The organism is uncultured Cellulomonas sp., from assembly GCF_947494015.1.
In the GTDB taxonomy this organism is placed as follows: Bacteria; Actinomycetota; Actinomycetes; order Actinomycetales; family Cellulomonadaceae; genus Pengzhenrongella.
The window spans coordinates 1-25,520 of the sequence record NZ_CANLTL010000021.1; the positions used below are offsets into that span (position 1 = coordinate 1).

General features: G+C 75.5%; 20 protein-coding genes and 2 tRNA genes. 4 read left to right on the top strand and 18 right to left on the bottom strand.

What is annotated here, in order from left to right:
• Positions 1 to 204 precede the first annotated feature (204 nt).
• The 6 genes from Q0840_RS17830 to Q0840_RS17855 all read right to left on the bottom strand — a co-directional run bounded on the left by Q0840_RS17830 (position 205) and on the right by Q0840_RS17855 (position 6,481).
• Positions 205 to 1,572 (bottom strand): sugar transferase, encoded by a 1,368-nt coding sequence (locus Q0840_RS17830; RefSeq protein ID WP_298462122.1) that lies wholly within the window; start codon positions 1,570 to 1,572, stop codon positions 205 to 207.
• 305 nt (positions 1,573 to 1,877) lie between these two features.
• Positions 1,878 to 2,495 (bottom strand): aminoacyl-tRNA hydrolase, encoded by a 618-nt coding sequence (gene pth / locus Q0840_RS17835; protein WP_298462124.1) that lies wholly within the window; start codon positions 2,493 to 2,495, stop codon positions 1,878 to 1,880.
• A gap of 148 nt (positions 2,496 to 2,643) precedes the next feature.
• Positions 2,644 to 3,300: a 50S ribosomal protein L25/general stress protein Ctc gene (locus tag Q0840_RS17840; RefSeq protein ID WP_298462215.1), complete on the bottom strand. Its 657-nt coding sequence runs from the start codon at positions 3,298 to 3,300 to the stop codon at positions 2,644 to 2,646.
• A gap of 334 nt (positions 3,301 to 3,634) precedes the next feature.
• A complete protein-coding gene (locus Q0840_RS17845; protein ID WP_298462127.1) occupies positions 3,635 to 4,630 on the bottom strand; it encodes a ribose-phosphate diphosphokinase in 996 nt (331 codons plus the stop codon).
• The gene (glmU, locus tag Q0840_RS17850; RefSeq protein WP_298462130.1) at positions 4,627 to 6,300 is read right to left on the bottom strand and encodes a bifunctional UDP-N-acetylglucosamine diphosphorylase/glucosamine-1-phosphate N-acetyltransferase GlmU; all 1,674 of its coding nucleotides are present in this window, start codon (positions 6,298 to 6,300) and stop codon (positions 4,627 to 4,629) included. The genes Q0840_RS17845 and glmU overlap by 4 nt, the downstream gene beginning before the upstream one ends.
• Before the next feature lie 109 nt (positions 6,301 to 6,409).
• Positions 6,410 to 6,481 (bottom strand) — tRNA-Gln (locus Q0840_RS17855).
• A 129-nt stretch (positions 6,482 to 6,610) separates the two neighbouring features.
• Between Q0840_RS17855 and Q0840_RS17860 the strand changes: the two genes are divergently transcribed.
• Both Q0840_RS17860 and Q0840_RS17865 read left to right on the top strand, forming a co-directional pair.
• A complete protein-coding gene (locus Q0840_RS17860; protein ID WP_298462218.1) occupies positions 6,611 to 7,246 on the top strand; it encodes a TetR/AcrR family transcriptional regulator in 636 nt (211 codons plus the stop codon).
• Positions 7,247 to 7,300: 54 nt separating this feature from the next.
• Entirely contained in the window at positions 7,301 to 7,810 is a 510-nt protein-coding gene (locus Q0840_RS17865; protein WP_298462133.1) for a MarR family winged helix-turn-helix transcriptional regulator, read from the top strand.
• A gap of 31 nt (positions 7,811 to 7,841) precedes the next feature.
• On the opposite strand, the gene Q0840_RS17870 is transcribed toward Q0840_RS17865, so the two are convergent.
• The 8 genes from Q0840_RS17870 to Q0840_RS17905 all read right to left on the bottom strand — a co-directional run bounded on the left by Q0840_RS17870 (position 7,842) and on the right by Q0840_RS17905 (position 18,672).
• A complete protein-coding gene (locus Q0840_RS17870) occupies positions 7,842 to 9,695 on the bottom strand; it encodes an ABC-F family ATP-binding cassette domain-containing protein (protein WP_298462136.1) in 1,854 nt (617 codons plus the stop codon).
• A gap of 197 nt (positions 9,696 to 9,892) precedes the next feature.
• Complete coding sequence (locus Q0840_RS17875) at positions 9,893 to 10,891, bottom strand: 4-(cytidine 5'-diphospho)-2-C-methyl-D-erythritol kinase (protein ID WP_298462138.1); 999 nt, start codon at positions 10,889 to 10,891, stop codon at positions 9,893 to 9,895.
• Positions 10,892 to 10,910: 19 nt separating this feature from the next.
• A complete protein-coding gene (gene rsmA / locus Q0840_RS17880) occupies positions 10,911 to 11,786 on the bottom strand; it encodes a 16S rRNA (adenine(1518)-N(6)/adenine(1519)-N(6))-dimethyltransferase RsmA (RefSeq protein ID WP_298462141.1) in 876 nt (291 codons plus the stop codon).
• 67 nt (positions 11,787 to 11,853) lie between these two features.
• Positions 11,854 to 13,128: a resuscitation-promoting factor gene (locus Q0840_RS17885; RefSeq protein WP_298462144.1), complete on the bottom strand. Its 1,275-nt coding sequence runs from the start codon at positions 13,126 to 13,128 to the stop codon at positions 11,854 to 11,856.
• Positions 13,129 to 13,380: 252 nt separating this feature from the next.
• The gene (locus Q0840_RS17890) at positions 13,381 to 14,619 is read right to left on the bottom strand and encodes a ubiquitin-like domain-containing protein (protein WP_298462147.1); all 1,239 of its coding nucleotides are present in this window, start codon (positions 14,617 to 14,619) and stop codon (positions 13,381 to 13,383) included.
• Between the two features lie 237 nt (positions 14,620 to 14,856).
• Entirely contained in the window at positions 14,857 to 15,771 is a 915-nt protein-coding gene (locus Q0840_RS17895) for a TatD family hydrolase (RefSeq protein ID WP_298462150.1), read from the bottom strand.
• Between the two features lie 7 nt (positions 15,772 to 15,778).
• A complete protein-coding gene (gene metG, locus Q0840_RS17900; RefSeq protein WP_298462153.1) occupies positions 15,779 to 17,407 on the bottom strand; it encodes a methionine--tRNA ligase in 1,629 nt (542 codons plus the stop codon).
• A gap of 59 nt (positions 17,408 to 17,466) precedes the next feature.
• A complete protein-coding gene (locus Q0840_RS17905) occupies positions 17,467 to 18,672 on the bottom strand; it encodes a sorbosone dehydrogenase family protein (RefSeq protein ID WP_298462156.1) in 1,206 nt (401 codons plus the stop codon).
• A gap of 235 nt (positions 18,673 to 18,907) precedes the next feature.
• On the opposite strand from Q0840_RS17905, the gene Q0840_RS17910 reads away from it, so the two are divergent.
• Positions 18,908 to 19,513, top strand: coding sequence for an isochorismatase family protein (locus Q0840_RS17910; protein ID WP_298462159.1), 606 nt, complete (start codon positions 18,908 to 18,910; stop codon positions 19,511 to 19,513).
• A 312-nt stretch (positions 19,514 to 19,825) separates the two neighbouring features.
• Here the strand turns inward: Q0840_RS17910 and rsmI are convergent, their stop codons facing one another.
• Positions 19,826 to 20,695 (bottom strand): 16S rRNA (cytidine(1402)-2'-O)-methyltransferase, encoded by an 870-nt coding sequence (gene rsmI, locus Q0840_RS17915; protein WP_298462162.1) that lies wholly within the window; start codon positions 20,693 to 20,695, stop codon positions 19,826 to 19,828.
• 39 nt (positions 20,696 to 20,734) lie between these two features.
• Here rsmI and Q0840_RS17920 point away from each other — a divergent pair, with 39 nt between their 5' ends.
• A complete protein-coding gene (locus Q0840_RS17920; RefSeq protein WP_298462165.1) occupies positions 20,735 to 22,486 on the top strand; it encodes a dolichyl-phosphate-mannose--protein mannosyltransferase in 1,752 nt (583 codons plus the stop codon).
• Positions 22,487 to 22,546: 60 nt separating this feature from the next.
• Here the strand turns inward: Q0840_RS17920 and Q0840_RS17925 are convergent, their stop codons facing one another.
• The 3 genes from Q0840_RS17925 to Q0840_RS17935 all read right to left on the bottom strand — a co-directional run bounded on the left by Q0840_RS17925 (position 22,547) and on the right by Q0840_RS17935 (position 25,515).
• Positions 22,547 to 24,049 (bottom strand): family 20 glycosylhydrolase, encoded by a 1,503-nt coding sequence (locus Q0840_RS17925; RefSeq protein WP_298462168.1) that lies wholly within the window; start codon positions 24,047 to 24,049, stop codon positions 22,547 to 22,549.
• 148 nt (positions 24,050 to 24,197) lie between these two features.
• A tRNA-Ala gene (locus tag Q0840_RS17930) sits at positions 24,198 to 24,270 on the bottom strand.
• Positions 24,271 to 24,339: 69 nt separating this feature from the next.
• Positions 24,340 to 25,515: a hypothetical protein gene (locus tag Q0840_RS17935; protein WP_298462171.1), complete on the bottom strand. Its 1,176-nt coding sequence runs from the start codon at positions 25,513 to 25,515 to the stop codon at positions 24,340 to 24,342.
• Positions 25,516 to 25,520: the final 5 nt, after the last annotated feature.

Genomic DNA, 25,520 nt, shown 5'->3' on the forward strand with positions numbered 1-25,520 from the left:
GTCACCAACACCACCAACACCTTCACCGACGGCACCGGCGTCACCATCTCCCGCGGCTGGTGACCACCCCGCCACCGCCTGCTGGCACGGACCCCGGGTGGGCGACCTGTCCCGTCGGCTCGCACCCACCACGCAGCAGGGCCGGGACGCTCGTCGAGCGTCCCGGCCCTGCCGGCCGTCCGGGGCCGATGGCCCCGGGGGTGATCAGTACGCCCCGGATCCCGCGAACACCGCACGACCCGTCTTCCACAGGATCATCAGGTCCATCGCGACCGACCAGTTGTCCACGTAGCGCAGGTCGAGGCGCACGGCCTCGTCCCAGCTCAGGTCGGAGCGGCCGCTGACCTGCCACAGGCCGGTCAGGCCGGGCTTGACGTGCAGGCGGCGCTGCACCATGTCGGGGTACGCCTCGACCTCGGCGACGAGCGGCGGACGCGGGCCGACGAGCGACATGTCGCCGCGCACCACGTTGAACAGCTGGGGCAGCTCGTCGATGGAGTACCGGCGCAGCACGCGACCGACCGGGGTCACGCGGGGGTCGTGACGCATCTTGAACAGCAGGCCCTGGCCCTCGTTCTGCTCGAGCAGCAGGTCGCGCCGCGCGTCGGCGTCCAGGTACATGCTGCGCAGCTTCCAGATGGTGAACGTCGAGCCGTCGACGCCCACCCGGGTCTGGCGGTAGAACGCGGGTCCCTCGGAGGTCAACCGGACCGCCAGGGCAGCGGCCCCGATCAGCGGCGACAGCGCGAGCAGGCCGAGCGTGGCCACCGTCCGGTCCAGGACCGTCTTGGCGACCAGCCTGCGGCGCGGGGCGCCGATCTCGACCTCGAGCAGCGACAGGCCCGCCGTCGGGCGGACGGACAGGCGCGGGCCGGTGACCTCGATGAGGTCCGGCGCGACGACGAGCTGGGCCGGGGTGCGGCCGAGCGCCCAGGACAGCCGCCGCAGGGCGCCACCGCTGAGGTAGTGCCCGGCCACGATGACGACGTCGATCGCGTTGTCGACGACCACCTGCGGGACCTCGGAGATCGCGCCGAGCACCGGCTGACCGCCCATGGGCGCCTTGTTGTCCAGCGACGGCAGGCACACACCGGTGACCTGGTAGCCGTGGTGCGGGGCGAGCGACAGCTCCCCGACGACCTGCTCGACGGCGCTCGGCTCGCCGACCACGACCGTGCGCATCATGGCCTCGCCGGCGGCGCGACGGTGGTGCAGGTGGTGGCGGTGACCGTGCCGGGCCAGGCTCGCGGCGACCACGAGCGCGGGCACGCCGGCGAAGACGGCCAGCCGCGGGATGTCGATCTCGAAGGTGAACGCCGCGGCCATCAGCCCGACCGCGACCAGCGAGCCGCCGCGCAGCACGGCCTGGAACTCGGCCGGGCCGTCACCCATGCCGTCCGCGTCGTAGCCGCGGAACACCGCGACCATCAGCACGAACAGGGCGGCGGCTCCGAGCGTCCAGGCCACCGAGGTGACGGTCACGCCCATCAGCGGCACGAGCAGCGCGGCACCGACGAGCAGCGCCACGACGGCGTCCAGCACGATCGTGGTGCGGACGTAGCCGCGCGCCACGATCCGCCACCGTCGCTCGTTGGCGTCCCGCGGGAGCTCGCGGCTCTCGTCTGCGGGCGGGTCGAACGGCTGAGCGGAGGCCCAGGATCGGCGGACGCCTGCGGCCCGACCACGACGGTCGCCCGAAGAATCGATCCACTCGACATCCCGGCCTACGGTCAACGTCACGACAGATACCCATCCCTACATCGTCTTCGTGGGGCCTTTGGGAGCGTAACGGGGGTGCGGCGCCCTCGTCCGGCCACCGGGTGAGTTTTCACCCTCCCGGCGCGGGGGCGTCGGGCGAACTTCACCCGTTCGAACGCTCAGGCCTTCGGTTCCCGCGTGTGCAACACGAGCTGGGCGGCGTGCAGTCCCTGTGTGAGCAGCATCTCCACGGCGTCGGCCGCCGCATCCACCAGGAACGGCAGCTCCTTGCGCTCCGTGCCACCGAAGTCCTTGAGCACAAAGTCGGCCGCGTCCATCCGTCCCGGCGGGCGGCCGACGCCGACGCGCACCCGGACGTAGTCCTTGGTCCCCAGCGCCTTGGTGATGTCCCGCAGCCCGTTGTGCCCGCCCTCGCCGCCGCCCTTCTTCAGCCGGACGTCGGCGAACGGGATGTCCAGCTCGTCGTGCACGACGACGACCTGCTCGGGCGTGAGCCCGAAGTACTGCACCAGGCCGGCGACCGGCCCGCCGGACACGTTCATGTACGTCGACGGCTTGGCCAGCACCACGCGCGGCCCGGGCACACCACCGGGGCCGACGCCGAGCCGGGCCTCGGCCGTGGCCGCGCGCGCACCGCCGATGGAGCGGCTGGAGAAGCCTGCCCCGGCGCGGGTCGCGAGCTCGTCGAGCACCATCTGACCGACGTTGTGGCGGTTGCCCGCGTACGCCGGCCCGGGGTTGCCCAGACCGACCACGAGCCACAGGCCGTCGGTCATGTCACTCCTCGCGGGGACGTCGTGCGCTGGTGCGCGGATCGGGTCGGTCACGGTCGACCGGTGGTGTCACGCCGCAGCGCCCGGACCGGCGGCCGGTCCGGGCGCTGCGCGCGTCAGCCGGCGGGAGCCGCCGGTACCCTGCGGACGATCAGGACTCGTCGCCCGCGGCGGACTCGCCGGTCTCGCCCTCGCCGGCGGACGCGGCGGACTGCTCGGCGGCCAGCTCGGCGTCGGCGGCCGCGGCCGCCTCGTCCTCGGCGGTGGCGCGCGGCTCGGACACGGTCACGACGACCGTCTCCGGCGCGAGTGCGAGGGTCGCGTCGCCGGGCAGGGTGAGCTCACCGGCGGTGATCTGCGTGCCGTCGGTCAGGCCTTCGACGGAGACCTCGATGTACTCGGGCAGGTTGGTGGCGTCGGCCTCGAGGCTGATCTGCTGCGTCTCGACGACGTGGATGGTGCCCGCGGCGGACTCGCCGGTGACGTGCACCGGGACGTCCACGGAGATCTTCTCGCCGCGGTTCACGACCAGCAGGTCGAGGTGCTCGATGGCCTCGTTGCGCATGGGGTCGCGCTGCACGTCCTTGGCGATGGCGAGCTGGACGCCGCCGTCGAGCTGGATCTCGAACAGCGCGTTCGCCGAGTGCTTGAGCGCGAGGAACGTCTCGTGGCCCGGCAGCGAGACGTGCACGGGGTCGGTCCCGTGCCCGTACAGGACGGCGGGGATGAGGCCGGCGCGACGGGTGCGGCGGGCCGCACCCTTGCCGAAGTCGGTGCGGGCGATGGCGACCAGCTTGGTCTCGGACACGAAGATCTCCTCGAGGGCGATGGGGGACGGCACGGGCGGTGGCCTCGACGCGGGGCGCAGGACGGGCACGCGCGAGGGCGACCGCCAGGTCGATCACGGAGTCGTGGCCGGATGGACGCCCTGCGTCCGCCCGGTCGCGGCGGTCCGCACCTCACCGCTCACGCGGTGGGGGGCCCGTCCGACGTCCCTCGCCGAGGCAACCTGATGAGTCTACCCGGCGGGCGGGCGGGTGGGAAACGCCGGCCCGCCACGACGCGCGACGGCGGCCTCGGCACGGTGCCGCCGGCCGCCGTCGGGCGTCGCGGTGAGCGGAGCGGCCGGGTCGGGCCGACGCTCAGGCGTTGCCGTCGAAGAGCGAGGTCACCGAGCCGTCGTCGAACACCTGGCGGATGGCGCGGGCGATCAGCGGGGCGATCGACAGCGTCGTCAGCTGCGGGAACTGGCGGTCGTCCGGGATCGGCAGGGTGTCGGAGACGACGACCTCGGAGATCCGGGAGTTCTTGAGCCGGTCGACCGCGGGGCCGGAGAGGATCGCGTGCGTCGACGCCACGATGACGTCGGCCGCGCCGTGCTCGAACAGCGCCTCGGCCGCCTGCACGATCGTGCCGCCGGTGTCGATCATGTCGTCCACCAGCACGCAGGTGCGGCCGGTGACGTCACCGACGAGCTCGTGGACCTTGACCTGGTTCGGGACGCTGGGGTCGCGGCGCTTGTGGATGATCGCGAGCGGGGCGCCGAGGCGGTCCGACCACTGGTCGGCCAGCCGCACCCGGCCGGCGTCCGGCGAGACGACGGTCAGCTTGCTGACGTCCACCCGGCTGCGCACGTAGGACGCGAGCAGGGGCAGCGCCATGAGGTGGTCGACGGGGCCGTTGAAGAACCCCTGGATCTGCGAGGTGTGCAGGTCCACGCTCATCAGCCGGTCAGCGCCTGCGGTCTTGAACAGGTCGGCCATCAGCCGGGCCGAGATCGGCTCCCGGCCGCGGTGCTTCTTGTCCTGCCGGGAGTAGCCGTAGAACGGCATGATCACGGTGATCGTCTTGGCCGAGGCCCGCTTGAGCGCGTCGACCATGAGCAGCTGCTCCATGATCCACTCGTTGATCGGGGCGGTGTGGCTCTGCAGGACGAACGCGTCGGACCCGCGCACCGACTCACCGAACCGGACGTAGATCTCGCCGTTGGCGAAGTCGTACGCCGTCGTGGGCACGAGGTCGGTGCCCAGCTCGCGGGACACCGCGGCGGCGAGCGTGGGGTGGGCCCGGCCGGAGACGAGCACCAGCCGCTTCTCCCCGTCCATGCCGCTGGTCGTGCTGGTCGCTAGGGCGGTCATCGTGCGCTGTCCTTGCTGTCGGCGGGCGTGTGCGGAGCGGAAGCCGGGTGCGAGGTGTCGGCGGCCGCCGGCAGGGTGGGCGGCGCGCCGGGCACGGTGGCCTGCGCGGCCGCGCCGGCCCGGGCCCGCTCGGCACGCGCCTGCGGCGACAGCTCCTCGTCGTCACCCCGGTCGGCCAGGGCGCGGGCGGCGGCGTCGGCGGCGGGCGTGCCGGCACGGCTGCGCGTCACCCAGCCCTCGATGTTGCGCTGCGAGCCCGCGCTGACGGCGAGGGCGCCGGGCGGCACGTCGCGGCGGATCACGGATCCGGCGCCGGTGTAGGCGCCGTCGCCGACGGTGACCGGCGCGACGAACATGTTGTCCGAGCCGGTGCGGGCGTACGAGCCGATGGTCGTGTGGTGCTTGGCCACGCCGTCGTAGTTGACGAACACGCTGGCCGCGCCGATGTTGGTCTGCTCGCCGATGGTCGCGTCGCCGACGTAGGACAGGTGCGGGACCTTCGAGCCGCTGCCGATCCGCGCGTTCTTGGTCTCGACGAAGGTGCCGATCTTGGCGTCGTCGCCCAGCACGGTGCCCGGGCGCAGGTAGGCGAACGGGCCCACGGTCGCGCCGGCGCCGATCACCGCGTCCGACCCGTGCGTGCGGACCACGGAGGCGTGCTCGCCCACCGTGACGTCGGTCAGCGTGGTGTCCGGGCCGACCGTCGCGGCCGAGCCGACCACGGTGTGCCCGTGCAGCTGCGTGCCGGGCAGCAGGGTGACGTCCTGCTCGAGCACGACGTCGACGTCGACCCAGGTGGTGGCGGGGTCGACGACGGTCACCCCGGCGCGCATCCACCCGTCCAGCACCCGCCGGTTCAGCTCGGCACGCAGCACGGCGAGCTGGGCCCGGTCGTTGACGCCCTCGACGAGCTGCGGGTCGTCGGTCTGCACCGCGCGGACGGCGCCGCCGTCGGCGTGCGCGAGCGCGAGCACGTCGGTCAGGTACACCTCGCCCTGCGCGTTGTCCCGACCCAGCCGGCCGAGTGCGCCGCGCAGCACCCCGGAGTCGAAGACGTAGACCGAGGAGTTGATCTCGGTGATGGCGAGCTGGTCGGCGTCGGCGTCTTTCTGCTCGACGACGGCGACGACCTGGCCGGTCGCCGGGTCGCGCACGACGCGCCCGTAGCCGGTCGGGTCCGGCACCTGGGTGGTCAGGACCGTGACGGCGTTGCCGTCGGCCGCGTGCGCGGCGAGGAGCTGGTCGAGGGTCGCGCCGTCGAGCAGCGGGACGTCCCCGGCGACGACGACGACGGGGCCCTCGAGCTGGGGGGCGGACGCCGGCTCGGCGAGCCGCTGCTCGCGGTCGGCCTCGACGGCCAGACCGGCGTGGGCGGCGGCGTCCAGGGTGGACAGCGCGCACTGGACCGCACGGCCGGTGCCCGGGACGTCGTCCTGGTCGGCGATCAGGACGCCGGACTGCAGCTCGCGGGCGTGCGCGACCACCTGGTCGCGCGCGTGCCGGACGACGACCACGACGCGGCCGGGGCTGAGCTCGGCGGCCGCGGTCATGGCGTGCCCGAGCATCGAGCGCCCACCGAGCGTGTGCAGAACCTTGGGGGTGGCGGATCGCATGCGGGTGCCCTCACCAGCGGCGAGGACGATGACGGCGGCGGGCCGGGGGTGGGTCACGAGGTGAGACTCCGGTCGTCAGGTGCCCGAGGGGACCCGGGGTGCGGCGGGTGTGACGCGCGGCCACTCTACCGGGGCGCGGGTGCTGGCCCGGTCGGGCGGCCGGCGGCTCCGCCCCCAGGATTCGAACCCGGACTGCAAGGCACCAAAGGCCTGCGTGCTGCCGTTACACCAGGGCGGACCGGCCCCCGCGCGGCGGGGCGACCGTCGCCAAGTCTGCCAGCCGGCGCACCGCCGGCCGTCCGGCGCCGGCGGGGCACGGCATGATGGCCGGGTGGCCCCGGACAGCAAGCGCGCCCCGCGCGCCCGCATGACGGGCACCGAGCGCCGGGAGCAGCTGCTCGACGTGTCCCGGTCCCTGTTCGCCCAGAAGGGCTTCGAGGGGACCAGCGTCGAGGAGGTCGCCGCCCGCGCGAAGGTGTCCAAGCCCGTGGTGTACGAGCACTTCGGCGGCAAGGAGGGCATCTACGCCGTCGTCGTGGACCGGGAGATCCGTGCGCTGACCGGCGCGCTGACCGACGCCCTGACCGCCGGAGGTCACCCGAAGGCGTTGCTCGAGCGGACGACGCTGGCCCTGCTGACGTACATCGAGCAGAACACCGACGGCTTCCGGATCCTGGTGCGCGACTCCCCCGTGGCGCAGGCGACGGGCACCTTCTCCAGCCTGATCGGGGACGTCGCGACCCAGGTCGAGCACCTGCTCGCCGACCAGTTCACCAAGCAGGGCCTGGACCCGCGCACCGCACCCATCTACGCGCGGATGCTGGTCGGCATGGTTGCGCTGACCGGGCAGCACTGGCTCGACTCGCGCAGCCCCGCCAAGGCCGACGTCGCCGCGCACCTGGTGAACCTCGCCTGGAACGGCCTGAGCAGCCTCGAGCGGCGCCCCACGCTCACCCCGGTCACCGCGGCGGCCGCCGCCACGGCAGCACCGACGCACGGCTGACCACGCGGCCGGAGCACCGGCGGCGGTATCTCGACATCAAGGTAATGTCGCGGCATGGCACCGCCCAGCGACCGCGAGGACGAGGTCGACCGCATCGTGGCCGCCTGGCGGCGCGAGCGTCCGGACCTGGACGTGGAGCCGCTCACGGTGCTGTCCCGGGTGACCCGGCTGGCCCGGCACCTGGACCTGGCCCGGCGCGCGTCGTTCGCCCGGCACGACCTGGAGCCGTGGGAGTTCGACGTGCTGTCCGCGCTGCGTCGCGACGGCGCGCCGTACCAGCTGTCCCCCGGTGCCCTGCTGACCCAGACCCTGGTCACGTCCGGCACGATGACGAACCGCATCGACCGGCTCGCCGAGCGTGGGCTGGTGCGGCGCGAGCCGTCCCCGGCGGACCGGCGCGGGGTGCTGGTCCGGCTGACCGACGAGGGCCGGGCGCGCGTGGACGCGGCCATGTCCGACCTGCTCGACGTCGAGAGCTCGCTGCTGGCCGGGCTGGGCACCCCGGGCCGCGCCCAGCTCGCCGACCTGCTGCGCGACGTGGTCGCACCGTTCGACGCGGAGTAGCGCCCCGCGGGGCACGGCTCGCCGGCGGGCGTCAGCCCGCGGTCTCGGCGGCCTCGAGCCAGGCGTCCTCGAGCTCGGCGCGCTCGGTCGCGAGCGCGCGCAGCTCGGTGTCCAGGGCCAGCACGGCGCCGTGGTCCGTGGCCTGCTCGGCCATCGTCGTGTGCAGGCGGGCCTCGAGGTCGGCGATCTTCGTCAGCCGGCGCTCGATCCGGGTGACCTCCTTGCGGGCCGCGCGGGCGTCCGCCGCGCTCGGGGCGCCGTCGTCCGCGCCGGCCGACGCCCGGGACGTGGCCGACGACGACGCCCCGCCGCCGCCGTCGTCGGCGGCGGCGGCGGTGGGACGCCCCCCGACGTCGGCGCGGCGCAGCTCGAGGTACTGCTCGACGCCGCCGGGCAGGTCGCGGATCCGGGCGTCGCCGAGGAGCGCGACCTGCCGGTCGCAGACCCGCTCGAGCAGGTACCGGTCGTGCGAGACGACGACCAGGGTGCCGGGCCAGCCGTCGAGCAGGTCCTCCAGCGCGGCCAGCGTGTCGGTGTCCAGGTCGTTGGTGGGCTCGTCGAGCAGCAGCACGTTGGGCTCGCCGACCAGCAGCCGGAGCAGCTGCAACCGGCGCCGCTCGCCGCCGGACAGGTCCCGCACGAGCGTGCGGGCGCGTTCGTTGGTGAACCCGAGCCGCTCGACCAGCTGCGAGGCGGTGAGCTCCTTGCCGCCGACGCTGACCGTGCGCTTCTCGGACTCGATGAGCTCGACCACCCGCAGCCCGCCGACCTCGTCGAGGTCCTCGACGTCCTGGGTGAGCTCGGCGACCTGGATCGTCTTGCCGCGCTTGACCCGGCCGGACGTCGGCTCCAGACGGCCGGCCAGCAGCCGCAGCACCGAGGTCTTGCCGGCGCCGTTGACGCCGACGACGCCGTACCGGTCCCCCGGGCCCAGCCGCCACGTCACGTCGTCGAGCAGCACCGTGCGGTCCGCGCCCGCACCGAACGACAGCGAGACGTCCTCCAGGTCGAGCACGTCCTTGCCCAGCCGTGACGTGGCCATCCGGGTCAGCTCGAGCCCGTCACGCGGCGGCGGCTCGTCGGCGATCAGCGCGGCCGCGGCGTCGAGCCGGAACTTGGGCTTGGAGGTCCGCGCCGGCGCGCCGCGGCGCAGCCAGGCGAGCTCCTTGCGGAGCAGGTTGTTGCGCACGTCGGCGGCGCGAGCCGCCTGGCGCCACCGCTCGGCACGGGCGAGCACGTAGGCCGCGTACCCGCCCTCGTAGCCGTCGACGACGCCGTCGTGCACCTCCCACATGCGGGTGCACACGGCGTCCAGGAACCAGCGGTCGTGGGTGACGACGAGCAGCGCGCCCTTGGAGCCGCCGCGCGACCCGCGGCCGAACCGCTCGGCCAGGTGCTCGGCGAGCCACGCGACCCCCTCCACGTCGAGGTGGTTGGTCGGCTCGTCCAGCGCGATGACGTCGTGGTCGCCGACCAGCAGCGCGGCCAGGGCGGTGCGGCGGCGCTGCCCGCCGGACAGGGTCGCGACGTCGGCCTCGAGGTCGAGGTCGCCCAGCAGGCCCTCGTGCACGGAGCGCGACCGGGCGTCGGAGGCCCAGGTGTGGTCCGCCGCGGTGCCGTGCACGAGCTCACGGACGGTGGTGCCGGCGGGCAGCTCGTCGCGCTGGTCCAGCAGGGCCACCCGCGAGCCGCCGGCGCTGGTCACCCGGCCGGAGTCGGCGGTGGCGCGCCCTGCCAGCACCCGCAGCAGGGTCGACTTGCCGGCGCCGTTGGGGCCGACGATCCCGATCCGGTCGCCGTCGTCGACGCCGAGGCTCACCGCGTCGAGCAGGGTGCGGGTCCCCAGGGTGAGCGAGACGGAGTCGGCTCCGAGCAGGTGGGCCATCGGTACGTCCTCGTGGGTCGGTCGGTCGGTCGCGGCACCCCGCGCGGGCGGCGGGCCGCCGAGCAAGGGTAGGCGCCGCACCGGGCCGGGTCGCACCGGCCGGTCCGGGCCGGTCCGGTCCCGGCCGGTGCGACCCGCGCGCCCCACCGGGTCCGGCCGACCGTCGGCGCCCGACGCCGGGCGGTCGGACCGTGGGGTCAGACCGTGCGGTCCAGCCCCTCCGGGCCGGTCCCGCCCGGCACGCCCGGGCTCGGCACCCCGGGGCTGCCGGCCGGCACGAAGCGCGCGCCGGGCACGGGCCCGACGGCGGTCGCGACGTCGTCGGCGACCCCCGCGGCGGTGATCGCGGCGGCGATGACGACGGCGTGCTGGCGGCTGCGCGCCAGGGCGGCGACCGTCGGCCCGGAGCCGGACACCAGGACACCGAGCGCGCCTGCGTCCTCGGCGACGGCCAGCGGCTCGGCCAGTGACGGCGCGAGCTCGAGGGCGGCGTGCTGCAGGTCGTTGTGCAGGGCGCGGCCCAGCGCGGGCGCGTCGCCCGCGCGCAGCGCGTGCATGAGCGCGCGGTCGGCCTCCGCGTCGAGCCGGGTCCCGCCCGCGATGAGCTCGTCGAAGGTGGCGAACACGCGCGCGGTCGACAGCCCCTCGGCGCGGACCGCGAACGCCCAGTGGTACTCGCCGCGCACCATCGCCGGCGTGAGCAGGTGCCCGCGGCCGGTGCCCACGGCGGTGTGCCCGGCCAGCGGGAACGGCACGTCGGAGCCGAGCTCCGCGGCCAGGCCGCTGAGCTCCTCGCGGGACAGCCCGGTGCGCCACAGCGCGTCGCACGCCAGCAGGGCGGCGGCCGCGTCGGCCGAGCCACCGGCCATGCCGCCGGCGACGGGCACGCCCTTGTGCAGGTGCAGGTGCACCCCGGCGTCGACCCCGGTGCGCGCGGCGAGCAGCCGGGCCGCGAGCAGGGCCAGGTTGCTGTCGTCGGTCGGCACCCGGTCCGCCTGCGCACCGGACACGGTCAGGGTGAGCTCGTCCGACGGCCGGGCGGTGACGTCCTCGTACAGCGACACGGCCTGGAACACGGTCGCCAGCGGGTGGTACCCGTCGGGCTCACGGGCGCCGACGCGCAGGGACAGGTTGACCTTCCCCGGTGCGCGCACGCGGATCTCGCGGTCGGTGCGCAGGGATCCGGGCGAGGTCACACCCTCACCATGCCAGGTCTCAGCGGTCGGCGAGCGCCTGGGCCACGCGCGCGAAGTCGGTGATGTCCAGCCGCTCGCCCCGGGCCTGCGGGTCGACGCCCGCGGCCGCCAGCGCGCGGGCGGCGGCGTCGGGCGACCCGGCCACGCCCGCGAGCGCGGACCGCAGCATCTTGCGCCGCTGGGCGAAGGCGGCGTCGACCACGGCGAACACCTGCTCCCGCGACGCCGTGGTGGCCGGGGGGTCGCGGCGCTCGAGGGCGACCAGGGCGGAGTCCACGTTCGGCACCGGCCAGAACACCGACCGGGCGACCGTGGAGGTGCGCCGGGCGGCGGCGTACCAGGCGACCTTGGCGGACGGCACGCCGTAGGTGCGGCTGCCGGGCGGCGCGGCGAGCCGGTCGGCGACCTCGGCCTGCACCATGACGAGCACCCGCTCGAGGCTGCCGAACCGCTGCAGGAAGGTGAGCAGGACCGGCACCGAGACGTTGTAGGGCAGGTTCGCCACCAGCGCCGTCGGCGGCGGCCCGGGCAGCTCGGTGACCTCGAGCGCATCGGCGCCCACCACGGTGAGCCGGGCCGGTCCGTCCGCGGGGAAGGTGCCCGGCAGGTGCGCCGCGACGGTCTCGGGCAGCAGGCGGGCCAGTACCGGATCGATCTCGACCGCGACGACGGACGCCCCCGCGTCGAGCAGACCGAGCGTCAACGACCCCAGCCCCGGGCCGACCTCGACGACGCGCTCGCCGTCGCGCACCCCGGCGGACCGGACGATCTTGCGGACCGTGCCGCCGTCGATGACGAAGTTCTGGCCGAGGGTCTTGGTCGGGCGGATGCCGAGGCGCCCCGCCAGGTCCCGGATCTCGGCCGGTCCCAGCAGGGCGCCTGACGTCTCGCTCATGGGGTGGAGCCTAGGGCGCGGGGACGGCCATGCCGTGCTGCGGCCGCCACCGTGCCCCGGTCGCGCCTCAGCTGAACAGGCGCGGGCCGCAGTGCGGCCACTGGCCGGCCCCGGAGCGGTTGTAGAGCATCTGGGCACGCTGGGTCTGCTCGGCGGCCGAGGCCTGGGACGGCAGGCCGGACCCGCCGACGGCGTTCCAGGTGCTCACCGAGAACTGGTACAGGCCGTGATACCTGCCGGTCGCCGAGACGGCGTCCGCCCGGCCGCCGGACTCGCACGCGGCCAGCGCGGCCCAGTTCAGCCCGCTCGCGGCGCCGCCACCGGTGGCCGGGGTGCCCGAGCCACCGGAGCTGCCCGAGGAGCTCGCGGCCGGCGCCGGCCTGGGGGCGACCGGTCGCTTCTTGGTGCCGACGGCGACCACCTTGGTGACCGGCTCGGCGGTGACGGTGTCCGAGACCAGCTCGCGGGCGGTCTCCGCGCCGTCGACCGTGGTGACCCGGTGGACCAGGGTGCGCTGCCCCTCGGCGCCCGCGGTCACGACGTCGCTGGTGCCGACGTAGCGCTCGGGGTCGTCCTGCTCGACCGTCTCGAAGGCGATCGGCTGCACCTCGGTGACGTCCTGGACCAGCACGCGGGTGACCACGACGGTCACCGCGCCGGTGTCGGAGTGGCGCACCGAGACCCGGTCGAGCTCGTTCAGCGTGATGCCCAGGCCGTCCAGGACGGCCGCGACGCCACCGGACGCGTCCTGCACCGGGTGCACGGCGCCGTCGACGGCGACCTCTACCGGGCCCTGGAGGTCCAGGTCGATCTCGGCGCGACCGTTCGAGCGCGAGGCGACCAGCCGCACGTCGCCGCCGCGGGTGGCCAGCGTGGCCAGCGCCTCGTCGGCGCTCAGCGCGGTGGTCCACACCTGCGTCTCGGCGCCGTCGACGGTCACGGTGACCTGCCGCGCGTGCCGGACGACGATCTCCGCGCCGTCGGTCAGCGCCGCCGCCTCGGCGGGCGCCACGGTGTCGCGGCTGCCCAGGTCGACCCCCTGGTCGGTCAGCACGCCGTCGACCGAGCCGGCGAAGGTCGAGACCTCGGTGACCTCGCCGTCGACGTCGAGCGTCACGGTCTTGTGGGCGGCGCCGACGGCGGCCGTCCCGGCGGCCAGCACGGCCACGGTCGCGCCGGCCACGACGCGGGTGGTGCGGCGGCGGGGACGGTCCTCGGCGCCGGCGGGGCCGGTCCCGGTGGGGGCGGTGCCGATGGGGGCGGTGCCGTCGGTGCGGCGCAGGCGGGCGATCAGGCGGGAGGCGTTGAGCACGGAGTTCCAGACGTCGGTCGATCCGGGCACGGGGGCGACTGCGCCCGCGACGTCGACCCGGGCCGGCGGCGCCGAGCGCCGCGCAGCACCGTGACGCCAGGTGCGGGCTGTGGCGGATCCCCGATCCGGCCGTCGTGGTCGTCGGCAGCGAGCCGTCGACCCGTCGCACCGCCTCCCTGCGGCCGGATCAGATCCGGGCCGGGGCGGCTCGAGCGACACGCGACCGTAACCGACCTGTGACCTCCGATCCAAGGGGTCGTGAGGCGACTCACAGGGCGCGGGTCAGTACCAGTGCTTGGCCTGGGAGTGGCTCCAGGCACCGCACGGGGTGCCGTAGCGGCCGGCGATGTACCCCAGCCCCCAGGTGATCTGGGTGGCGGGGTTGGTGCGCCAGTCCGCGCCCGCGCTGGCCATCTTGGAGCCCGGCAGCGCCTGCGGGATGCCGTAGGCGCTGCTGCGCGGGTTGGCGGCGTCGACCCGCCAGCCGCTCTCCTTCTTCCACAGCTTGACCAGGCAGGAGAACTGGTCGTCGCCCCAGCCGCGCGCGAGCAGCATGTCGCGGGCGATGGCCTGGGCGCTGCCCGGGTCGACCGAGATGGGTGCGGAGGAGCCGGCCGAGCCTGCGGACCCCGACGAGCCCGAGCGAGCCGGAGCGGGCGGTGGGGCGACCGGGGCGGGCTTGGTCCCGACGTGGACCACCTGCTCGACCGGCTCGCCGACCAGGACCTCGGCGAGCACGGTCCGGCTCACCTCGACCCCGCCGACCGTCGAGACGGCGTAGGTCGTCCGGCGCTCGCCGGCCCTGCCCTGGGTCTGGACGACCCGCCGGCCCTCGAGCAGGGTCGGGTCCTGCACGACCGTCTCGGTGAACGGCAGCTCCTCGACGACCGTCGTGGTGGCGTGCACCGCGCGGGTCACCGCGACCGTCAGCCCGTCGACGACGGCGTCGTCCAGCGGCACGGACACCTGGTCGCCCTCGGCCAGGACGACGCCCGCCTCCTGCAGGACGTCGCGGACGGTCCGCGCGGTGGTGACGCTGTCCACGACCCGGTCGTCGACGGTGACCTGCACGGCCTTGCGGGTGGAGACCCGCAGGACGTCGCGGCCCAGCGCCGCGGAGCGGGACGCGGAGACCTGGGCGCCGTCGCCGCGGGTGCCGAGGTCCGCCATCGCCTCGCCGACGGTCAGGGCGGTCGTCCACACGGTGCGCTGCTCGCCGTCGACCTCGAAGGTCACCTCGCGGCCGTGGCGGACCACGATCTCGCCGCCGTCGCCGACGCGGGCGTCCAGCGCCGGGGCGACCAGGTCCCGCGGACCGGCCTCGATGCCCGCGTCGTCGAGCACGTCGCCGACCGTGGTGCCGAACGCGGTGACCTGGACCGGGGTGCCGTCGACGTCGACGGTCACGGACGTGTGCAGGACCGCGAAGGCCGTGGTGCCGCCCGCGACCAGCGCGAGGACGACTCCCTGGGCGCCGAGGCGGGCGACGCGCGCTCGGCCGAGCCGGGACGGACGCAGCACGGGCACGCCTCCTCGCATGATCGTTCGGCTGCTCGACACCGTGGACGTCGAGCCGGACGGCGCCGGTGCGCGGACCCCGCGCTCCCCTGCCGGCGCTCGACCGTAACCGATCCGTGACCGGGCCGTCACCCTCGCGTGGCCCCGGTGGACGACGCGCACCGTGGTTTCACCCGCCCCGGCGACGGGCTCGTGACGGCTCGTGGGGGCCCGTGGAGGCCCGTGGAGGCCCCGCGCGGCTCACCAGGGGCCGTACACGTCCTGCGAGGTCGCGGCGACGGTCCGGCAGGCGTCGGCCAGGTCGACCGCGTGCACGTCGGCGATGGTGCGCATCGTGAGCGGTACGAGGTAGGGGGCGTTGGGCCGGCCGCGGTACGGGTGCGGCGTCAGGTAGGGGGCGTCGGTCTCGACCAGCACCCGGCTCAGGGGCACGGCCGCGAGCGCCTCGCGCAGCCCGGCGTTCGCCGGGAAGGTCACCGGTCCCGCGAAGGACAGGTACCACCCGCGGTCCGCGCACAGCCGGGCCATCTCGGCGTCGCCGGAGAAGCAGTGGAACACCGTGCGCTCGGGGGCGCCGTCCTGCTCCAGGACGGCGATCACCTCGGCGTGCGCGTCCCGGTCGTGGATCTGCAGCGCGAGCCCGAGCTCCTTCGCGAGCGCGACGTGCGCCCGGAAGGAGTCGACCTGGGCCGCGCGACCGTCCTCCCCGGAGCGGAAGTGGTCCAGCCCGGTCTCCCCGACGACGCGGATCCGGTCGTTGCCGCGGGCCAGGTCGGCGATCTCGGTGATCGCGGCGTCCAGCCCGACGGCGTGCTCGGGGCGCGGGCGCGGCGTCAGGCCGTCCGGTCCGGGATCGGTCGCCCCGGCGAACAGGGTCGCCTCGTTGGGGTGGATCGCGACGCCGCCGAGCAGCTCGGGGTGCTCGCGGACGACCCGGTCCGTCCATCGGGCGGCGGGCAGGTCGCAGCCGATCTGCACCAGGCGCGGCACCCCCGCGGCGACCGCCCGGGCGATCTGCTCGGCGACGGGCGGGGGCGCGGCGCCCTCGTCGAGCTCGGCCGGGGTGTCCAGGTGCGTGTGGTTGTCCACGACGGCGACCGGCAGCGGCTCGGGCGCCGGCGGCCAGCTGCGGTCGCGGGGCCGGCGGCGGCTCACCGGCCGGTCACGGCGTCGCGTCCGCGGGGTCCTCCAGGCGCGGGAACAGCGACGCGCCCTTGGTGATGCGGGTGCCCGCGGGCAGGCCGCCGAGCGTCGCGGCGCTGGCGACCGGCTGCGCGGCCAGCTGCCCGAGGGGCACCTCCGCGCCCAGGGAGTCCCACAGCGCCTGCGCGGCGCGCGGGGTGACCGGGTGCAGCAGGACGGCGAGCGCCCGCAGGGCCTCGGCCGACGTGACGAGGATGGTGGCCAGGCGGCCACCGGACCGGTACACCCCGTCCTGCGACTCGGACGGGTCCTTCGCGACCTGCCACGGCGCCTGCTCGGTGAGGTAGCCGTTGGTGGCCTCGACCAGCGTCCACACCGCACCGATCGCCTCGTGCAGCGCGAGCCGGTCGATCGCCGCCTCGGCGTCCGCGACGGCCCGCGCGGCGACGTCGGCCAGGGCGAGCTCGGCCGGGCCGGGCTCGCCGGCCTCGGGCAGCAAGCCGTCGAAGTACTTGCCGACCATCGCCGCGACCCGTGAGGCGAGGTTCCCGAAGCCGTTGGCCAGCTCGGCGTTGTAGCGGGCGGACAGGTCCTCCCAGGAGAACGACCCGTCCTGGCCGAACGGGATCGCGCGCAGGAAGTAGTAGCGGAAGGCGTCGGACCCGAAGTGGTCGATGATCTGGCTCGGCGCGATCCCGGTGAGCTTGGACTTGCTCATCTTCTCCCCGCCCACGAGCAGCCACCCGTGCGCGAACACCTGCTTGGGCAGGTCCAGTCCCGCGGCCATCAGCATGGCGGGCCAGATGACGGCGTGGAACCGCAGGATGTCCTTGCCGACCAGGTGCACGTCCGCGGGCCAGGTCCGCTCGAAGCGTGCCTTGTCCTCCGGGTCGTCCGACCCGTAGCCGATCGCCGTGGCGTAGTTGAGCAGCGCGTCGATCCACACGTACAGCACGTGCTGGGGGTTCCACGGGATCGGGATGCCCCAGTCGAAGGTGCTGCGCGAGATCGACAGGTCCTGCAGGCCCTGCCGGACGAACGCGATGACCTCGTTGCGGGCGCTCTCGGGCTGCACGAAGGTCGGGTTGGCCTCGTAGTGCTCCAGCAGCCGGTCGGTGTAGGCGCTCATCCGGAAGAAGTAGTTCTGCTCGGTGAGCATCTCGACCGGGCGGCCGTGGATGGGGCACAGCTTCTGGCCCTCGAACTCGCCGGTGCCGTCCACGAGCTCGCCGGGGACCTTGTACTCCTCGCAGCCCACGCAGTACGGGCCCTCGTAGCCCCCCTCGTAGACCTCGCCGCGGTCGTGCAGCCCCTGCCAGAAGCGCTGGACCCGGGTGGTGTGGCGCTCCTCGGTGGTCCGGATGAAGTCGTCGTTGGCCGCGTCGATGGTGCCGAGCACCGGCTTCCAGGAGTCCTCGACGAGCCGGTCCGCCCACGCCTGCGGGCTGACCCCGTTGGCCTCGGCGGTGCGCAGCACCTTCTGACCGTGCTCGTCGGTGCCGGTGAGGAACCAGACGGGCTCCTGGCGCTGCCGGTGCCACCGGGTGACCATGTCGCCGGCCACCGTCGTGTACGCGTGCCCGATGTGCGGGGCGTCGTTCACGTAGTAGATCGGCGTGGTCAGGTAGAACGAGGTGGGCTCCGGCATGCCCACATCGTAGGACCGGCCGCTCGGGGCGCTGCTCAGGGCGCTGCCCGGGGCGGTGCTCAGCGCACGGCGACCCGCACGATCCGGTCGTCCCCCGCGCGCGGGTCGCCGCGGCCGTCGGTGTTGTTGGTGACGACCCAGAGCCGGCCCTGCTCGTCGGGCAGCACCGCGCGCAGCCGGCCGAGCTCGCCCTCGAGCAGCGCCTGCGGTGGTCCGACGACGGGTGGGTCGCCCGGGCCGCCGAGCGGCACGCGCCACAGCCGCGCCCCGCGCAGCCCGGCCAGGTACACGGCCTCGGCGGTGACGGCCAGGCCGCTCGGCGAGGCGTCCGCCGTCGGCCAGGTGGCGACCGGGGCGACGAGGTCGGCCGCGTCCCGGTCGACCCCGGGGGCGGCCCCCGCGGCACCCTCGTCGGTGCCCTCCACCAGCGGCCAGCCGTAGTTGCCACCGGCCTCGATCACGTTGAGCTCGTCCCAGGTGTTCTGACCGAACTCGCTGGCGAACATGGTGCCGTCCGGTCCCCACCCGAGACCCTGGACGTTGCGGTGACCCAGGCTCCACACCGGCGAGTCCGGGTCGGGGTTGCCGGGGGCGGGGTCGCCGTCGGGGGTCACGCGCAGGATCTTGCCGCCCAGGTCGTCGGGGTCCTGCGCCCGGGACGGCAGCCCGGCGTCGCCGGTGGCGATGTAGAGCATGCCGTCGGGGCCGAAGGCGATCCGGCCGCCGTTGTGGTTGCCCGAGGCGGGGATGCCGTCCAGGACGACGTCGAGCCCGGACAGCTCACCGTCCACCAGGCGGGCGCTGACCACCTCGTTGCCGCGCGGCGTCGTCCGGTAGAGGTGGACCGTCGGCGGGCCGGCGGGGTCCGGCGCGAGGGCGATGCCGAGCAGTCCGCCCTCGCCGCGCGAGCGGGTGCCCTCGACCAGCTCACGCGCGCCGGCGCCGCCGACCGGGGTCGCCGTGCCGTCACTGACCCGCACCACCTGGGCGCTGTCGCGCAGGGTGACCAGGGCGTCGCCGTCGGGCAGCAGGGCGACGCCCCACGGCGCGTCCAGGCCGGTGACCACGTCGGACATGCCCGTGACCTCGACCTCGGGGACCACCTCGCGCGCGTCGGTCGTGCCGGCTCCGGGGTCGGGGCTGCCGGTGGAGCTGGGGCGGGGCGGGACGACCGGCCCGCTGGTCGACGACGGAGCGGGCTCCGTGCAGGCCGCGAGCGCGAGCAGCACCGCGACGGTCAGGGCGTGCGGGGGTGCGGTGCGCATCCGGGGGTGCATGGGCCTCCGCCGTCGTGGGTGCCGGAGGTCCAGCATGCGCTGCTGGTGCGGTCGGGGCCAGTGGGGTGCCGGGGCGGCCGGCGGGGTGCGTGGGGCGCCGGAGGGCGCCCGCGCGGGTGGCGCGGTGGGCGGGCCGGGTGACTGCGCACGGTCCGGCGCGGCCTGCCAGGCTGAGGTCCGGGCGGTCCGTCGCCCACCGCACGGGGACCACCGGGAGGACGCCATGAGCACCAGCACCGCACCGATCAGCGAGCCGACCCACCGGGCGCTGCTCATCGTCGACGTGCAGCCGACGTTCTGCGAGGGCGGGTCGCTGCCGGTCGAGGGCGGCAACGACGTCGCGCACGCGGTCGCGTCGTTCGCGAGCGTGCACCGCGACAGCTACGACACGCTGGTCACGACCCAGGACTGGCACGTCGACCCGGGCGACCACTTCTCCGACCAGCCGGACTTCGTCGACAGCTGGCCGCCGCACGCGGTGGCCGGGTCGGCGGAGGCCGAGCTGCACCCGGCCCTGTCCGAGCTGTACCCCGAGGTCACGGTCAAGAAGGGTGAGAACCAGGCCGCGTACTCGGGGTTCGAGGGCCTGGACGGCGAGGGCCGCCCGCTCGCGTCGATCCTGGCCGACCTGCAGATCACCGACGTCGACGTCGTGGGCCTCGCGGAGTCGCACTGCGTCAAGGCGACCGCCCTGGACGCCGTCCGGGCCGGCCTGCGGGTGCGCGTGCTGACCGACCTGACCGCACCGGTGACCCCGGAGCAGGGTGAGGCGGCCCGGCGCGAGATGGCCGACGCCGGCGTCGAGCTCATCCCCTCCACCGCCCTCTGAATGCTGCCGAGCGCGACGTTGTGGACGGTTCGCGACTCCTGGACGGTCCGAGACGTCGCACTGGACGGGCTCGGCGAGCTGAGCGGGTCCGAGTCACCAGCCGAGTGAGACGTTGTGGACCCTTGGCGGCACCGGAACGGTCCGGAACGTCACGCTGAGCGGGCCGAGCGGGCCGAGCGGGCCGAGCGAGCCGAGCGAGCCGAGCGAGCCGAGCGAGCCGAGCGAGCCGAGCGGGCCGAGCGGGCCGAATGAGACGTTGTGGACCGTACGCGGGAGCTGAAGCGTCCCGAACGTCGCACTCCGCGGTGCGGGTCAGGGGGTGGGCGGCGGCGCGGGGGTGGGGCTGGAGCGCTGAGCGACGGCGGCGGCGTAGAGGTCACGCTTGGACGCGCCACCCGCCGCGGCGACGTCGGCGACGGCGTCCTTGAGCCGCTCACCGGCACCCACCCGGGTGAGCACCTCGCCGACGAGGTCCTCGACGGCGGTCGCCTCCCGCGGCGGGGCACCGGCGACGACGACGGAGATCTCCCCGCGGACCTCGCTCTCGCCGGCCCACCGGGCGAGCTCGCCGAGCGGCCGCCGGACGACCTCCTCGTAGGTCTTGGTCAGCTCCCGGCAGACCGCGGCCGCGCGGTCGGCGCCGAAGGCCTGGGCCATGTCGGCCAGGGTCGCGGCGATCCGGTGCGGTGACTCGAAGAACACCATCGTCCGGCGCTCGTCGGCGAGCTCGGTGAACCCGCGCAGCCGCTCGCCGCCCTTGCGGGGCGGGAAGCCCTCGAAGCAGAACCGGTCGGTCGGCAGCCCGGAGAGCGCGAGCGCGGTCAGCACCGCGCTCGGCCCGGGGGCCGCCGTGACGGGCAGCCCGGCCTCGACCGCGGCCGCGACGACCCGGAAGCCCGGGTCGGAGACGGCCGGCATGCCGGCGTCGGTGACGACCAGCACCGTGCCGCCGCCCGCGACGACGTCGAGCAGCTCCTGCGCCCGGTCGGCCTCGTTGTGCTCGTGGTAGCTGACGACGCGCCCGCCGATGTCGACGCCCATCCGCGCGGCCAGCGAGCGCAGCCGCCGGGTGTCCTCCGCAGCGACGACCTCGGCCTCGGTGATCAGGCGACGCAGCCGCGGCGAGGCGTCCTCGACGTCGCCGATGGGGGTGGCGGCGAGGACGAGGCGACCGGCAGTCATCCCCCGAGCCTGCCACGGGGTCACCCCTACGATGACCGCGTGACGCCCTCCCCCCCGGCCGGCGACCCGCACGGGTCCCGTCCCGCGGGGACCCCGCACTGGCCGCCGCTCGATCCGGACGGCCCGCAGCCGGCGGCGCACGTCGACGTCGACACCCGACCCGACACCGCGGCCGCCGCGGACGCCGGCCCCGCGGCCCGCACTCCCGACGCCGACCTGCGGCGTCGGCTGCTCGGACCCGCCGCGCTCCGGCTCGGCGTGACCCGGCGCGACCGCGTGCTGGGCTGGCTCGGACCGCTGCTGGTCACCGCGCTGGCCGCGGTGCTACGGCTGGTGCACCTGGACCGGCCACCGACGCTCGTGTTCGACGAGACCTACTACGTCAAGCAGGCGTACACGCTGCTGCGGGTCGGCTACGAGGCGCAGTGGCCGGAGGACCCGAACCCGGCCTTCGAGGCCGGTGACGTGGACACGTACCTGCCCGTGGCCGACTACGCCGTCCATCCTCAGGTCGGCAAGTGGCTGATCGCCCTGGGGATGCGGCTGGCGGGCACCGAGCCGGTCGGCTGGCGGCTGGCGTCGGCGGTGGCCGGCACGCTGACGGTCCTGCTGCTGGCCCGGATCGCGCGCCGGCTGTTCGCGTCCACCGCGCTCGGCACCCTCGCCGGTGGGCTGCTCGCGATCGACGGCCAGGCCATCGTCCACTCGCGCACCGGCCTGCTCGACGGCTTCCTCACGCTGTTCGTGGTCGCCGCCTTCGGCGCGCTCCTGCTGGACCGCGACCAGGCCCGACGACGCCTTGCCCACCGCTGCGCGCCGGTCGGCGCCGCTGCGCCGGGTGTCCGCGGCCTCGGGCCGCCGCTCGGCGCACGACCGTGGCGGATCGTGGCGGGCGTGCTGCTCGGCCTCGCCATCGGCACGAAGTGGTCGGGCCTGTACTTCCTCGCGGTGTTCGGCCTGCTCACCGTGGCGTGGGACCTCGCGGCGCGCCGGGCGGCCGGTGTGCGGCGCTGGCTCGCCGGCGGCGTCCTGCGCGACGGCGCCCCGGCGTTCGTGGCCATGGTGCCGGTGGCGGCGGTCACCTACCTCGCGTCCTGGGCGAGCTGGTTCCGCACGCCCGGGGCGTACGGGCGTGACTGGGCGGCCACCCACCCCGGCGAGGGCGTGAGCTGGCTGCCCGCGGACCTGCGCTCGTGGTGGCACTACCACCAGGACATGTGGACCTTCCACCGCGGCCTGACCGCCGAGCACTCCTACGCGGCGAACCCTTGGGGCTGGCCGGTGCAGTGGCGTCCGACGTCGTTCTTCTACGAGGCGCCGGTCCCGGCGCGGGCCGCGTGCGGGGCCGACCGCTGCTCGGCCGCCGTGACCGCCATCGGCAACCCCGTGCTGTGGTGGGCCGCGTCGCTCGCGGTCCTGGCAGCGGTCTGGTGGCTGGTGCGGCACCGTGACTGGCGCGCCGGAGCGGCCCTGTCCGGCGTCGTCGCCGGCTGGGTGCCGTGGCTCGGGTACGCCCACCGCACGGTGTTCACCTTCTACTCGATCGCCTTCGCGCCGTGGATGGTGCTCACCCTCACGTGGGCGGTCGGCCGCCTCCTGCGCGTGCCGGACGACGGCCCCGCCCCCCGCACCGGCGTCGTGCCCCGGAGCCGCGTCCCCGGTCTGACGCTCGCGGTGGCGCTGGTCACGGTGGTGGTCCTGGTGAGCGCGTTCTTCCTGCCGATGTGGACCGCGCAGACGGTGCCGTTCTGGTTCTGGCAGCTGCACATCTGGCTGCCGACCTGGGTCTGAGCCGGCGCAGGACGGCGGAGCAGGCGGCGGGTACGGGGGCGGACCGCGCCCCGCCGCCGGTCACCAGTCGACCTGCGGGCTCGGGTAGAACGGGTACCCCGCGCGGTCCCAGCCCGGGGCGAGCCCGGCGACCCGGACGCGGAAGCCCTCCCAGCCGCGCCGGTCCTGCGCGGACCAGGCGACCTCCGCGACCGCGGCCAGCCGCGGCAGCAGCATCACGAACAGGTCCTCCGCGGTCGGCAGGGTCTCGGTCCACACCGCGGCCTCGACGCCCACGACGGCGTCGGCGGGCAGTCCGGGGACGGTGCGGTCGGGGTCCCAGTCGTAGGAGTCGCGCAGCTCGACGTACCCGGCCCAGGCGAGGCCGAGCTCGGAGTCGGCGTCGTACTTCATGTCCAGGTACACCCGCGACCCGGGTGACATCAGCAGCCGCGCGCCGGCCGCCGCCGCGGCGACGAAGGGCTCCGGGTCGGCCCGCGGGTCCCAGTACTGCACGACGGTGCCGGGGTCGACGTCGGCGTGGGCGATCTCCTGCCAGCCCACCGGCGTCTTGCCGGCGGCGCGCACGACGTCCCGCGCCGTGCGGACGAACCACCGGTACTCCTCCGCTGCCATCGTCAGCACCTCGTCGCCGCCGATGTGCACGTACGGCCCGGGGGTCATCGCCGCCACGTCGCCCAGGACGTCCTGCAGGAAGGCGCGGGTCGCGGGGACGTCCCGGTGCAGCCGGCTGAACCCGACCTCGATGCCGGTGTACGTCGGCGGGGCGACGCCGTCGGGCGTGAGCTCCGGCAGGGCGTGCAGCGCGGCGTTGACGTGCCCGGGCAGGTCGATCTCCGGGACGACGGTGATGTGCCGGGCGGCGGCGAACGCGACGATGCGCGCGTAGTCGTCGGCGGAGTAGCACCCGCCCGCTCCCCCGCCGACGGCCGTCGAGGAGGACCGCAGCGCGAGCGGGGGACGTGACGGCACGTCCAGCCGCCAGCCCTGGTCGTCGGTGAGGTGCAGGTGCAGCACGTTGAGCTTCAGCTGCGCCATGACCCCGAGCACCGCGGCGACCTCCTCCACGGTGAAGAAGTGCCGCGCGACGTCCAGGCTCAGGCCGCGCCAGGCGTACCGCGGCGCGTCCTGCACGACGACGGCGGGCGCGCTCACGCGGCCGTCGCCGTCCCGGCCGAACAGCTGGCACAGCGTCGCGACGCCGCGCAGCAGCCCGGCGGGCCGCGGGGCGCGCAGGTCGACGCCGTCGGCGGTGACGGTCAGCGTGTAGCGCTCCGCAGGATCGGCATCCGCCGGGCCGGCGTCGTCGTGCAGGCCGAGCCGGACGGCGCCCGGGCCGACGTCGGGCCCGGTGACCAGGCCCAGCGGCACGTCCAGCAGGGCGCCGACGACCTCGGCCGTGAGCACGCCGGCGCTGATCTCGTCCGGGGTGTCGCCGACGACGACCCGCAGGTCGCCGTCCGGCACGAACGGCAGCCCCCCGGTGCGTCGCACGCTCAGCGGCGCCGGGACGAGGGGCAGCGGTCCGGGCGCGCCCGTGCCGGGCTCTCGTCGTCGAGTCACCTCGCCACGCTAGCGCCGCGTCGGGCGGCCGATGGTCCGGTTTCACCCGCTCGGCGCAGCCCGGTCGCTGCGGGTCCCGTCACCGCGGGGACGGCCCCGCCCACGACGAAGGCCCCGGCCCGGCGAACCGGGACGGGGCCTCTCGGGGTGGAGCTGAGGGGATTCGAACCCCTGACCTTCTCATTGCGAACGAGACGCGCTACCAACTGCGCCACAGCCCCTCGAGCGGGTTGAACTCTAGCACCGCACCCCGGGCAACCGAGAAATCGAGCGCCGCGCTGCGGTGCGCGTCACTCGCCGGCGGCGCGGCGGCGGGCGAGGATCGCGTCGAGGTCCAGCGGCGGCACGGCCGGGGCGTCGGCGTCCTCGGCGGAGGTGCGCGCGCTGACGTCGTCGGCGGCGACGGCGGCGGCCGGGGCGACCTCCTCGACCACGAGCGGCAGCGGCTCACGACGGGGCGCGGTCGCCTTGGTCGTGTAGGTGGGCCGGGGCACGGGCACCGGGGACCAGCCCGCGCCCGACTCGGACGACGTGGCGGCGTCGTCGCCGGCCTCGGCCTGGGAGGTCTCGGCGGGAGCGTCGGTGTCCGTCGCGGTGTCGGTCGGCCCGCCGGTCGGCCTGCCGGTCGGGGTGTCGGTGGCCGGCGTGGGAGCGGCGTCGGCCACCGGGGAGGCGACGGCCCTGGACCGGTCGGCGTCGTCGACGGCGGTGGCCGTGGGCGCCGCCTCGGCCGACGGCGCAGCGGCGGTGCGCGCCGTCCGGCTCCCGGCCGCCACCTGGGCGATGACCTCGGTGTGGCTGTCGGACGGGTGCTGGGCGCGGCCGGTGACCCGGGCGACCCGGGCACCCGGGGTGCGGCGGCGGGCCGCGGCGCGCTGCGCGCGCTCCCAGGCGGCGTCGGCGGCACGGCCCTGGACGGCGGCGCGGCGGCCGAGCACGAGCACCCCGGCCAGCAGCACCGTCGGCACGACGGCCGCGACGACGGCGAGCGCCGTCAGCCCCACCACGACCCACGCGACGACGGTCGCGACGAGCAGCACCGCGGTCAGCAGCGCCCGCCGCCGGGCCGCGGCGCCGCGGCGCGCGAGGGCCGCGGCGCGGCGGGCGCGCAGCTGGGCGGCACGCCGGGCGTCCTCCGCGCTGATTCTGTCCTGGGTCCCGTACGGTCGCTCCACGACGCCGCCTCTTCCTTCCGTCGTCACCGGCCGTCCCACCGGGACGCCCCTGGCCGGGCTGAGCAGTCCGGACCGCTTGGGGCTGTCCGGGCCGCACTCCGCTCGAGCGTCGGCGGTCCGCACGTCGCGGCGACGAGCATCCGCGACGACGAGCACACGCAACCCGCCGGAGAACCTGTCCTCCGCGCGGGACTCGAGCAGCTGCTGCCGGTACCGCAGCCGGTGCGGCACCAGGTACGCGATCCACAGGCCCATGACCGCGAGTGCGACCAGCCCTGCGATGTCGTGCACCCCCC

Excerpts from the sequence above, each read along its gene's own strand:
- pth (WP_298462124.1), bottom strand. The coding sequence starts at position 2,495 with ATGACCGACGGCCTGTGGCTCGTGGTCGGTCTGGGCAACCCCGGGCCG.
- Q0840_RS17845 (WP_298462127.1), bottom strand. The coding sequence starts at position 4,630 with ATGACCGCCCTAGCGACCAGCACGACCAGCGGCATGGACGGGGAGAAG.
- Q0840_RS17860 (WP_298462218.1), top strand. The coding sequence starts at position 6,611 with ATGACGGGCACCGAGCGCCGGGAGCAGCTGCTCGACGTGTCCCGGTCC.
- Q0840_RS17865 (WP_298462133.1), top strand. The coding sequence starts at position 7,301 with ATGGCACCGCCCAGCGACCGCGAGGACGAGGTCGACCGCATCGTGGCC.
- Q0840_RS17870 (WP_298462136.1), bottom strand. The coding sequence starts at position 9,695 with ATGGCCCACCTGCTCGGAGCCGACTCCGTCTCGCTCACCCTGGGGACC.
- rsmA (WP_298462141.1), bottom strand. The coding sequence starts at position 11,786 with ATGAGCGAGACGTCAGGCGCCCTGCTGGGACCGGCCGAGATCCGGGAC.
- metG (WP_298462153.1), bottom strand. The coding sequence starts at position 17,407 with ATGCCGGAGCCCACCTCGTTCTACCTGACCACGCCGATCTACTACGTG.
- Q0840_RS17905 (WP_298462156.1), bottom strand. The coding sequence starts at position 18,672 with ATGCGCACCGCACCCCCGCACGCCCTGACCGTCGCGGTGCTGCTCGCG.
- Q0840_RS17910 (WP_298462159.1), top strand. The coding sequence starts at position 18,908 with ATGAGCACCAGCACCGCACCGATCAGCGAGCCGACCCACCGGGCGCTG.
- rsmI (WP_298462162.1), bottom strand. The coding sequence starts at position 20,695 with ATGACTGCCGGTCGCCTCGTCCTCGCCGCCACCCCCATCGGCGACGTC.